This window comes from Geobacillus sp. LYN3, from assembly GCF_003064505.1.
Lineage (GTDB): Bacteria > Bacillota > Bacilli > Bacillales > Anoxybacillaceae > Parageobacillus_B > Parageobacillus_B toebii.
In genome coordinates, this window is the sequence record NZ_QCWL01000001.1 from 2,331,552 (window position 1) to 2,342,319 (window position 10,768).

10 protein-coding genes are annotated in these 10,768 nt (G+C 43.8%); all 10 read right to left on the reverse strand.

The window, feature by feature from the left end; all coding sequences use genetic code 11:
* Nucleotides 1-93: 93 nt before the first annotated feature.
* Nucleotides 94-1,887, reverse strand: a complete 1,794-nt coding sequence (locus DCC82_RS12195) for an ATP-binding protein (RefSeq protein WP_015864348.1) — start codon at nt 1,885-1,887, stop codon at nt 94-96.
* Nucleotides 1,887-2,609 carry a response regulator transcription factor gene (locus tag DCC82_RS12200; RefSeq protein WP_015864349.1) on the reverse strand — a complete coding sequence of 241 codons (723 nt, stop codon included), beginning with the start codon at nt 2,607-2,609 and terminating at the stop codon, nt 1,887-1,889. Before DCC82_RS12200 ends, DCC82_RS12195 begins: the two co-directional genes overlap by 1 nt.
* Nucleotides 2,610-2,717: 108 nt before the next feature.
* Nucleotides 2,718-3,905, reverse strand: coding sequence for a c-type cytochrome biogenesis protein CcsB (ccsB, locus tag DCC82_RS12205; RefSeq protein ID WP_015864350.1), 1,188 nt, complete (start codon nt 3,903-3,905; stop codon nt 2,718-2,720).
* Nucleotides 3,889-5,550, reverse strand: a complete 1,662-nt coding sequence (gene resB / locus DCC82_RS12210; protein WP_015864351.1) for a cytochrome c biogenesis protein ResB — start codon at nt 5,548-5,550, stop codon at nt 3,889-3,891. Before resB ends, ccsB begins: the two co-directional genes overlap by 17 nt.
* A 12-nt stretch (nt 5,551-5,562) precedes the next feature.
* A complete protein-coding gene (resA, locus tag DCC82_RS12215; RefSeq protein ID WP_015864352.1) occupies nt 5,563-6,087 on the reverse strand; it encodes a thiol-disulfide oxidoreductase ResA in 525 nt (174 codons plus the stop codon).
* Nucleotides 6,088-6,189: 102 nt separating this feature from the next.
* Complete coding sequence (gene rluB / locus DCC82_RS12220; RefSeq protein ID WP_015864353.1) at nt 6,190-6,921, reverse strand: 23S rRNA pseudouridine(2605) synthase RluB; 732 nt, start codon at nt 6,919-6,921, stop codon at nt 6,190-6,192.
* A gap of 152 nt (nt 6,922-7,073) precedes the next feature.
* Complete coding sequence (locus DCC82_RS12225) at nt 7,074-7,607, reverse strand: spore maturation protein (RefSeq protein ID WP_015864354.1); 534 nt, start codon at nt 7,605-7,607, stop codon at nt 7,074-7,076.
* Nucleotides 7,607-8,203, reverse strand: a complete 597-nt coding sequence (locus tag DCC82_RS12230) for a nucleoside recognition domain-containing protein (protein WP_015864355.1) — start codon at nt 8,201-8,203, stop codon at nt 7,607-7,609. Before DCC82_RS12230 ends, DCC82_RS12225 begins: the two co-directional genes overlap by 1 nt.
* Nucleotides 8,196-9,341, reverse strand: coding sequence for a D-alanyl-D-alanine carboxypeptidase family protein (locus DCC82_RS12235; RefSeq protein WP_097354959.1), 1,146 nt, complete (start codon nt 9,339-9,341; stop codon nt 8,196-8,198). The genes DCC82_RS12230 and DCC82_RS12235 overlap by 8 nt, the downstream gene beginning before the upstream one ends.
* Nucleotides 9,342-9,541: 200 nt before the next feature.
* Complete coding sequence (locus DCC82_RS12240) at nt 9,542-10,588, reverse strand: superoxide dismutase (RefSeq protein ID WP_097354703.1); 1,047 nt, start codon at nt 10,586-10,588, stop codon at nt 9,542-9,544.
* Between the last annotated feature and the right edge of the window lie 180 nt (nt 10,589-10,768).

A 10,768-nucleotide genomic window follows, 5' to 3' on the forward strand; every position in this document is an offset into this window, starting at 1 on the left:
AGCTTTTTTTATTCTAACCGTTGAAACTCAATGAAAAACAGTGAGTGTGGAGGATAAACTTTTGACAATACCCTGCTTAGACAAGGGGGCATATTATGTTTCATGAGGACCGTTTGGCAAATAAAACGTAAACGTCGTTCCTTCATGAAGCTTGCTATGAACGGAAATCGTCCCTTTATGGGCCTCAACGATATTTTTCGCAATGGCAAGGCCCAATCCCGTTCCCGAGCGGCCGCGCGTACGCGCCTTATCCGCTTTGTAGAAGCGTTCAAACACAAACGGCAAATCTTCTTCTGGGATGCCGGAGCCGGAATCTTGGACATGAATCGTGACGCCGTCTCCGCTTCGCTCAACAATGATCTTGACCATTCCGTTTTTATCCGTATGACGAATCGCATTATCAATTAAATTCGTCAAAACTTGCTCGATCCGGTCTGGATCCATCGTAATTTGGATATCCTCATTTTTAAACTCCGCCGACAAATCAATTTGTTTTTCTTTTGCTAGCCCTTGGAATTTGCGAATAATCCGCTCAATATACGGAACGAGCTGAACGGTTTCGTAATCTAATGTAATATGCCCCGCTTCCATGCGCGCCAAATCAAGCAAGTCATTGACAAGACGGCCTATGCGCAACGATTCGTCGTAAATCACTTTTGCCATTTCTTTCTTTTCTTCATCCGTTGCCGCAATATCATCAATAATCGCTTCGCTATACCCTTGAAGCATCGCAATCGGCGTGCGCAGCTCATGGGAAACGTTGGCGACAAAATCTTTGCGAAGTTTATCCAAGCGGCGTTCTTCCGTCATATCGCGCAGCACCGCTACCGCACCGCGTACAGTCGTTTTGCTGTAAAGCGGCGTCATCAAAATCACCCATGTCCGTCCTTGTAGCGACAATTCAATCGATTGCTCTTTCTCCTCGCGGACAACACGAATAAATAACTCTTTTACTTGCGGCGGCAACGGAGCCATCGTTTCCGCACCGTTTCCTTGCTCAAAATACCATGCTTGCAAAAACCGCTCCGCAGGCGGATTCGTAATTAATATTTCGCCATCGCGATTAAATGTAATAACTCCATCGGCCATACTGCTTAAAATGCTTGCTAACTGCTCTTTTTCCTGATTTAGGGCATTAATATTAAACTGCAGCCGTCTGCCCATCTGATTAAACGCCATCGCCAAGCCGCCAATTTCATCATCCGTTAAAATTGGCACCTTTGTATCAAACTTGCCTCGCGCCACTTCAAACGCTGCTTGCCGCATTTTCCGCAATGGAGCGGTAATACGGGTCGATAAGAAAAAGGCAAAAAATGTTGTTAACACAATGGCGATAAATGCCGCAAGAAAAATTAACTTTTTCGTTTGCCTTGTTGTATCTTCAATTGCCTGCAATGATTGGTAAATAAATACTCCGCCCCGATTTCCATTTGCCATTTCAAGCGGCACGCCAACAATAATCACATCACTGCTATATCGACTTCTGCCGGTTTGTACGTTTGGCAAATAGGTTTTCTTTTTTACGTTTTTTCCTTCTGTCAATACTTTTCGCAAATCTTTATCTTGCTTAATGAATGATAACGGCAGATCCCGCAATTCATCGTTTGTAGGAGAATACCAGTAATGCGATGAATCAACAAAAATAACAGCTTTAGACATATTACCGACAAGCGTCCATGCAATGGAACGGGCCAGTTTTTCGTCTTCGTAATCATGCATTACTTCCGATATTTTTGTTGCTAGCTGAGTTAATTCTTTTTCCGCTTCTTGCACATAATAATTTTCAAAAAATTTCAACAAGAGAATCGTAAGAACAAATAACACACACGAAACGAGCAATAATATAGTAACCCATAATTTCCCGACTACGCTGCGAAAAAGCCACATTAGTCATTCACTACCTCAAATTTATAGCCAACCCCCCAAACGGTTACGATCATCTTTGCCGCCGTTGGGGAGACTTTATTCAACTTTTCACGCAAACGTTTAATATGGGTATCTACCGTGCGCAAATCGCCAAAAAATTCGTAGTGCCATACTTCTTTCAATAGCTGTTCACGGTCAAATACTTTATCTGGAGATCTTGCCAAAAATAGAAGCAACTCGTATTCCTTCGGCGTTAAATTCACTTCCTGACCGTCAACCGTTACGCGATGGGCATCGTTATCAATTGTTAAATGCGGAAAAACGAGCACATCTTTTGCGGTCGTGTCAGCAAGAACATACGCAGTATTCGCCGCACGCCGCAACAGCGCTTTTACGCGCAATACGACCTCGCGCGGGCTAAATGGCTTAACAATATAATCGTCTGTCCCTACTTCAAACCCTTGAACACGGTTTGATTCTTCCCCTTTTGCTGTCAGCATAATAATCGGGGTTGCTTTCTTTTCGCGAATTCCTTTACATACCTCAATACCGTCCCTCCCTGGCAGCATGAGGTCAAGCAAAATGACATCATAGTCGTTTTCGAGCGCTTTTTCGAGCGCGTCATCGCCGTTATCAGCCTCATCAATGATATAGTTTTCGCGCTCTAAATACATTTTTAGTAAGCGCCGAATGCGTTCTTCATCATCTACTACTAAAATTTTGACTTGTTGATCTTTATCCATAGAACATCCTCCCTTGTTCACTATTGTACAAAAATTCATGACAATTATCTACTTCATTGTAAAATAAGGATGCCAAGCCTCAGGCATCCTTTTATTCCAGTCATGTTGTCATGTTCCGGCGTATGAATGCAGCCCGGCAATCACTAAGTTAACTGCGACTAAATTAAACATAATGATCGCAAAACCAATGACCGCAAGCCATGCCGATTTTTCACCGTGCCATCCTTTTGACAAACGAAGGTGCAAAAACGCGGCGTAAAATAACCATGTAATGAGCGCCCATACTTCTTTCGGGTCCCAGCCCCAAAATCGAGTCCACGCAATTTGCGCCCAGATCATCGCAAAAATGAGCGCTCCAAGTGTAAATACCGGAAACCCGATGGCGACAGCGCGATAACTGATTTCATCCGTTAAATCTAAGTTTACGTTTTTGACAAGCGGCTGCAAGGCGGCGGCGATCCGCTTCCGCAGCACGAGACGGAGCAATGCATATAAAATCGCGCCCCCGATTAGCGACCAAATCACCGTATTTAATTTTTTCGCATTGATAATTGCCGGCATATAAACCAGCGGCTCAAAACGATCGGCGCTTTCTTTCACTAGCTTTCCTTCATGCGGCCCGACTAATGCAGGCATATGATAAACGACTTCCGCCTGTTGCTTGTTTTTATCGATCCATGTAAATTTTGCTTCATAGTCCGCAAGGCTGAATGCTGTTGATACAAGCACAAAGCCGAGCGTCGTAATTAAGCAGAACATGACGACTTCCAGCCAAAATGTTCGCTTGCTTGGCTTGGACTGGTCCACGACACGGATTAAATAAATGAGACCGGCAACAAAGCTAACAGCCAAAATTGCTTCTCCCGCCGCGGCAGTGGTCACATGGATATGTAGCCAGTCACTTTGCAATGCAGGAATCAGCGGCGTAATTTCGCGCGGAAACATGCTGGCGTAAGCGATCACCAATAAGGCGACTGGCAGTGCGAATAAGCCGAGAATGCTTATTTTATAAATAAAATAAATAATGATAAAGGCGGCGACAAGCATCATTCCAAAAAAGGTAGTAAACTCAAACAAATTGCTGACCGGGGCATGTCCCGCTGCAATCCACCGTGTAATAAAGTAGCCTAATTGTGACAGAAAACCGATAATCGTCGTGATAATTCCAAGTTGTGACCAGCGATTTTTTCCCGTTCGTTCCTTTCTTTTATCGCGAATCGCGCCGCCGAAAAAAAACGTTCCAATTAAGTAAAGAATAAAAGCAATATATAGTAACGTGCTACTGAGCTGCGCCATGCATTTGCCCTCCTTGTCCCGCTTTTGTCTCCTCATCCGCCTGATCGACCGGCATCGCTAATCCGGTTCCGTCAAGGATGCGGCGAATTTCATTTTTTAAACCAAACCAGTTTTTATTCGTATGCGCAGCAAGCCATACTTCGCCATTGACGCGCTGCAGCCAGATGCGGCGATGGTTCCAATACATTCCTTGGATGAGACCAATCATAAAGATCGCTCCGCCAACGCCTAAAATCCAAAGCGTAAAGTCGCGGCGCACAGTAAGTCCTGATACGTTTCTCGTCTCTAATCCAGCAAACTTCATTTTATACTTGTTATCCCCAAACGGTTCAATCGTTTGCTGAATGGCCACAAAGCTTACTTCCCCTTTCGGCTTATCAGGGGTAAACATTTTAAACACGAACGCCGGATTGTTTGGAATTTTTGATTTTGTAGCCGGATTCCCTTCCTCATCAAAATAAAAATCAGGAAAATAGCTTAATAGTTCTACCCGATAACCGTTGCCAAGGTCGTAGGAAGATTTCGGATTGTGCAAATCAATAACGACAGTGCCAAACGATTTTCCCGACGTTTTATCCATTAATTGAAACGCCATTTTATACGGCTCGTTTTGTTTAAAATCGACTTGATATAGCGCGTAATGGTCATATTTCAACGGTTCGTTGACACGTATCTTATACTCTTTTATTTTTTGCAGCTTCGGTTCTTCACCGGCGACAATAGGACCGACACGTTTGTAGAGTACAACGTTCGTTTGGTAATTTTTTGCTACCGTGCCGTTGCCGACGCGATCAATCGCCGCATTAAACACTTCATTTTCTTTTCCTTTTTCATATGTCTCATAAATAAACTTTTCGCTCTTTAAAAAATATTTTCCTTGTGTACCGGGAATCTCTTTTGTTTCTCCTTCGCGAATCCACAGCACCTCATCGACATACATTCCCGGAACAAAGCGAAGCATCGCTCCAATTAAGAAAATAATTAATCCGATATGATTGACATAAGGGCCCCAGCGGGAAAAACGGCCTTTTTCCGCTAAAATATTGCCGTTTTCTTCACGAATATGGTAGTGGCGCTGCGCCAATTTTTCTTTCACGCGTTTTAGCACATCATCGGCATCATCGACTTTCGAAACACTAAATAACCGCTGCTTCCGCAAAAAGTTCGGATGTCTTGTGACGCCTTGTTTTTTCAACGCGCGATAAAGAGGAATCACACGGTCTAAACTGCAAATGACGAGCGATACGCCGATTGACGCAATTAAAAGCATATACCACCATGACTTATACAAGTTATTAAATCCGAGCTTATAATATAATTTTCCTGCCCATCCGTATTGATCGGCATAATATTCAGCAGGGCTAACATTCGGCGGAATATACATTTCCTGTGGAAAAATCGTTCCGATCGCTGAGGCGATGAGTGTAATAACAATAAGCGCCACTCCGACCTTCACGGAAGAGAAAAACGCCCAAATTTTATCGATAATGGTCTTATTATATGTTTGGGAACGGCGCGCGCTCCCTTCATAGCGCATGTCCAAAAGTCGCTTCTCTGTATTTTCCTCAAGCGGTTTTCCGCATGATTCACAAAAAAAAGTCCCATGTGGATTAACATGACCGCATTCGCATTTGACATGTTCCATTGGCAAAACTCCTTACGGTTTAATGCTTTCCATGTACTGCTTTACCATTTCTTCCGTCATTGTTCCTGTGATGATTTTTTTGACTTTGCCGTTTTTGTCGATTAAAAAGGTTGCTGGCAATCGATCGACATCATATGCGTTCATGACTTGATCTTCACGGTCAATCATAATTGGAAACGTCAAACCAAATCGATCGGCGAATTTTTGCACGCTCAACTTCGGCTCGCCAACGTTGACCGCCAATACTTCGACCCCTTGCTTTTTATATACGCCATACTGGCTGTTGATGTATGGCATTTCCTTTTCGCACGGCTTACACCACGTTCCCCAAAAGTTTAAGAACACCCCTTTGCCGCGATAATCCGAAAGACGGTGTTCTTTTCCGCTTAAATCGGTCAAGACAAAATCCGGCGCCGTCGAACCAACTTTTACCCTTTCTTTTTCTGTAAAAAAGTTGGAATAAATCGTATATCCTACCGCCGCCAATAATAACAACAAAACAATCGTTCGCATGATAAGGCGTTGTTGTTTTTTCATATTCCTAACCCCTCGAAATCATAATATTCCATTTTCCATTATAACAGTGTTATTTATAGTGAAAATTCATATTATATGAAATTTATGTGACAATGTAAACGGTTATTTTCCACCGCCTGACAACGCAAGCGCGCGCAGCTGCTTTACTTCATGCGGTGTAAGTTTACGATATTCACCAGGGTTTAACCCTTTTAAATCGAGAAAAGCGTATCGCTCTCGCTTTAGTTTCATCACTTTGCATCCAATTGCTTCAAACATTCGGCGCACTTGGCGATTCCGTCCCTCATGGATGCGAATTTCAATAATGGCTGTTTGTTTTTGTTTATTGTGAGAAAGCAGTTTTACTTTTGCCGGCGCCGTCATGCCATCTTCGAGCATAATTCCTCTTTCAAGCTGTTTTAATTGCTCCCGTGTCGGAATCCCTTTCACTTTTGCGATATATACTTTCTCGATTTCGTAACGAGGATGCATTAATAAATTGGCAAAATCCCCATCGTTCGTAAGCAAAAGAATTCCGGACGTATCATAATCGAGACGGCCAATCGGGTAAATGCGTTTATCAACATCTTTAAAAAAATCGGTTACGACTTTCCGACCTTTATCGTCTTTTACGCTTGAAATGACCCCGCGCGGTTTATAAAAAAGATAATATACTGGCTCCTCTCTTTCTACCGGTATCCCATCTACTTCCACTTTATCCTGAGGACCTACTTTCACGCCAAGCTCGGTAACGACTTTCCCGTTTACCTTTACTTTTCCTTGCAATATGAGTTGTTCTGCTTTTCGTCTTGATGCGATGCCTGCATGAGCAATAACTTTTTGCAATCGTTCCATCACTGTTTCACCTCTTTCATCATCTTACTCTTTCGATCCAAAAGATACAAGCATGCTCTCTCACTATTTTTATCATACTCGCCCTTTTTCGACAAATACAAAAGTTATATCGATAGAAAACGACAAAAAAAAGCCGCCTAATCATAGGCGAGCTATCTTCCAAAGACAAACAGCACAATAAAAAAGGAAACGATAAAGCTGAGAATATCTGCTAAAATTCCTACTTTGAGCGCATCTCCCATCTTTTTAATGCCAACGGCGCCAAAATAAACGGTTAAAACATACAACGTTGTTTCCGTGCTTCCTTGTATGGTGGATGCAAGCCTGCCAATAAACGAATCGGGACCATATGTAGCAATTAAATCGGTTGTCATCCCAAGCGCAGCGGTGCCGGAAATGGTGCGAATCATCGCCAGCGGCACCACCTCAGCCGGAAGACCGATCGCATCAGCAAGCGGTTTAATCCCGTTCATCATATAATCAAGCGCGCCAGACGCGCGGAAAATGGCAATCGAAACAAGCATGCCGACTAAATACGGAATAAGCGAAAAGGCAATCTGTATCCCTTCTTTTCCGCCTTCGACAAACGCTTCATAAGTTGGCACTTTTTTTACGGTTCCGTATAAAAGAATAAACGCAATGGTTACTGGAATAAGCCAAGTAGAAAGGAGTTGGATGAACGCCATTACCGCTTCCCGCCTTTCCGCATGCGTTTCCAATAATAATAACGGTCGATGAAAATCGCGCCAACCGTTGAAATGGTTGAAGCGACGAGCGTAGTCCCAATAATTTCTCCAGGCGATGCCGAATCATATGTCATGCGAATCGAAATGACCGTCGCTGGAATAAGGGTGATGCTTGATGTGTTAATTGCTAAAAACGTTACCATCGAACGACTTGCTTCGTCTTTATGGCCATTGAGCTTTTTCAATTCTTCCATCGCCTTAATCCCCATTGGAGTGGCGGCGTTGCCAAGCCCGAACATATTGGCAATCATGTTGGAGACGATATAGCCAAGCGCTGGATGGTTTGCTGGCACTTCCGGAAACAAACGGCGGACAAGCGGTTTGAAAAAAGCAGCAAGCCTCTCAAGAAGACCGGCTTCCTCGGCAATTTTCATTAATCCAAGCCAAAACACTAATATGCTGATCATGCCGATGCTGATTGTGACCGCTTCTTTCGCGCTTTTAAAAATCGCTTCATTCACTTCATTCATCGTACCGTTTATCATCGCAAAAACAATTCCAATAATGGCCATCGCTACCCAAATAAGATTAACCATCGCTTCCCACACCTAAAAAATGAAATGCGTTCCAAATGGAATGGTTCGTTTCCTTGCTTACGCCCTTTTTATACAAAAGCGGAACTTCATCCACCGCTTGATCCCCTAAATACAGCACCGCTTTCCCAACGACGGTCGGAATGCCCCTTTCGTCTTTCTTCCAATCTTTTTTCGGACGAAGAAGATAAATTTTTACGTGCAGTTCTTTGATTTCTTCTTCCGTCACAGGATATCGCAAATCACGGCTTGCTTGTATGTTTTTTCTGTAAAAGGAATCACGAATTTTTTTCACCATTCGTTTTCGGTTTACTTTTGCAATCATATAATGGCCAAAGCCATATTCATACATGGCAATATGGTCATTCCAATCATCCGGTGCATCCAATGTTACCGCAATTAAATCCATTCCGCCTTTGGAAGCGGTAGTCACAAGCGTTCGCTTTGCCCGTTTTGTATAGCCGGTTTTTCCTCCGGTGCAATACTCATACAAACTAGTGAGCAGCTTATTTTTATTCCTCCATACCCGATCCCAATCTTCTCCGGGAGAAGCAGGAGCCCGGTATACTTCTGTTCCGGAAATTTTGCGAAACTCCTTATTTTTCATCGCATACTGCATAAGAAGCGCCATGTCATAGGCAGTGGAATAGTGATTTTCCGAATCGTCTAATCCGTGTGGATTGGCAAAATGGGTATTGCGCATGCCGATTTCCGCTGCCTTTTGGTTCATTAAAAAAACAAAGCCTTCCACGCTGCCACCCACATGTTCGGCAATCGCCACCGCCGCGTCATTTCCGGAACGCAGCATCGTCCCATAGACAAGATCGCGAAGCTTTATTTTTTCTCCTTCCTTTAAATAAATCGACGACCCTTCTGTATGAACAGCGCGGGCGCTTACCGTTACCGTGTCATCCATTTTGCCTGATTCGATCGCTAAAATCACCGTCATAATTTTGGTAATGCTTGCAATGCGCCGCTTCGTATGCGCGTCTTTTTCAAATAATATGCGTCCGGAATTCTGTTCCATCAAAATGGCGCTTTGCGCACTGACTCCGTTCATTGCCTTTGCCCGATCCGGAATACATGAAAAAAGCATCATCACCGCTGCGATGAACAGTGCAATTTGTTTCCGTATCTTCATGTAATCCCCATCCCTTTTGCTGTTTTGTACAAGTGTATGCGCCAAAAAATATAGATATGATTGTAAAATGTACAAGTTCATCAGCACAAACGTCATTTGCAAGTATACAAATCCGCCTTGTTAACGAACGAAAAACATGATAGCTTTCACTTGTAGATGACGCTAACGCAAGAAAGACGAAGGATACCCTTCGCCTTTCATTAAAACGGTTTCCAGCGCAATTTTCTTGCCTGCTCAAACCGTTCTTCCACATCGCGCCAATGAACAACATTCCACCAGCTGTTAATATATGCTGCACGGTCGTTTTTATATTGTAAATAATAGGCATGCTCCCAAACGTCTATCACAAGAAGCGGAATCGTATCCCATTGCGTCATGAATTGATGCTTTTCCGTCTGTAAAATTTCTAAGCGGTGCGACCGCGGCGACCAAACGAGCAGCGCCCAGCCGACTCCTTCGACGCTTTTTGCCGCCTCGGTAAAATGACGCTTAAATCTTTCAAAACTTCCAAAATCTCGTTTTATTTGTTCTAGCAACTCACCGCGCGGTTGGCCGCCGCCTTTTGGATGCATATTATTCCAAAAAATCGTGTGCAAATAATGTCCAGAACCGTGGAACGCCGCTTCCCGCTCCCAATGCTTCAACAGTTCATAGTCATTTGTTTCGCGCGCTTTTTTCATCATTTTTTCCGCTTTATTTAAGCCGTCCACATAGCTTTGATGGTGCTTTGTATGATGCAGCCGCATAATTTCTCTGGAAATATGCGGCTCAAGCGCATCGTAGCTGTATGGAAGCGGCGGAAGGACGTGTCTTCCTGCTGCCACATATGTTTGTTGTCTTTCTTCTGCCTCGCTTTCTTCTTCCTGTTCGCTGGCCGTTTGTTGTCTTTCTTCTGTCCCGCTTTCCTCCTGTCTGACGGCCGTTTGCTGTCTTTCTTCTATCCCGTTTTCCTCCTGTCCGATGGACGTTTGTTGTCTTTCTTCTGTCCCGCTTTCCTCCTGTCTGATGGCCGACTGTCCATTTTGCTGAAACACCAGCGCTTTTTCATATACTTCGTCCACCATGCGCTGAAGTTCATAAATGGCGTCCTCTGTCCATGCGTCGCCATGATGTTCGATGTAGGAAAGCAATGAATCAACGCGGCAATCGCCGCCGTCCTCCCCCCGCTGAAGCAAAATTTGCTCGACTTGTTTTCCCCATTCTTTTACTTCCGCCACATATTGTTGAATTCGTTCTTGTTCATTCATCTTGAAAAACCTCCCTTAATTTTTATCACCATATCGTATGCCCACTACCTAAAACTCGTTCTTGTCCGCATTCACCCATTTTCCTACATATAAATCGAGATGAGGAACAAGTCAACTACCCAACGGCTAAAGCCGTGGGCTTGCAACTAGCCTAATTGGCTGCCGCGTTCGGCTGGTTGA

Excerpts from the sequence above, each read along its gene's own strand:
- DCC82_RS12195 (WP_015864348.1), bottom strand. The coding sequence starts at position 1,887 with ATGTGGCTTTTTCGCAGCGTAGTCGGGAAATTATGGGTTACTATATTA.
- DCC82_RS12200 (WP_015864349.1), bottom strand. The coding sequence starts at position 2,609 with ATGGATAAAGATCAACAAGTCAAAATTTTAGTAGTAGATGATGAAGAA.
- ccsB (WP_015864350.1), bottom strand. The coding sequence starts at position 3,905 with ATGGCGCAGCTCAGTAGCACGTTACTATATATTGCTTTTATTCTTTAC.
- resB (WP_015864351.1), bottom strand. The coding sequence starts at position 5,550 with ATGGAACATGTCAAATGCGAATGCGGTCATGTTAATCCACATGGGACT.
- resA (WP_015864352.1), bottom strand. The coding sequence starts at position 6,087 with ATGAAAAAACAACAACGCCTTATCATGCGAACGATTGTTTTGTTGTTA.
- rluB (WP_015864353.1), bottom strand. The coding sequence starts at position 6,921 with ATGGAACGATTGCAAAAAGTTATTGCTCATGCAGGCATCGCATCAAGA.
- DCC82_RS12225 (WP_015864354.1), bottom strand. The coding sequence starts at position 7,607 with ATGGCGTTCATCCAACTCCTTTCTACTTGGCTTATTCCAGTAACCATT.
- DCC82_RS12230 (WP_015864355.1), bottom strand. The coding sequence starts at position 8,203 with ATGGTTAATCTTATTTGGGTAGCGATGGCCATTATTGGAATTGTTTTT.
- DCC82_RS12235 (WP_097354959.1), bottom strand. The coding sequence starts at position 9,341 with ATGAAGATACGGAAACAAATTGCACTGTTCATCGCAGCGGTGATGATG.
- DCC82_RS12240 (WP_097354703.1), bottom strand. The coding sequence starts at position 10,588 with ATGAATGAACAAGAACGAATTCAACAATATGTGGCGGAAGTAAAAGAA.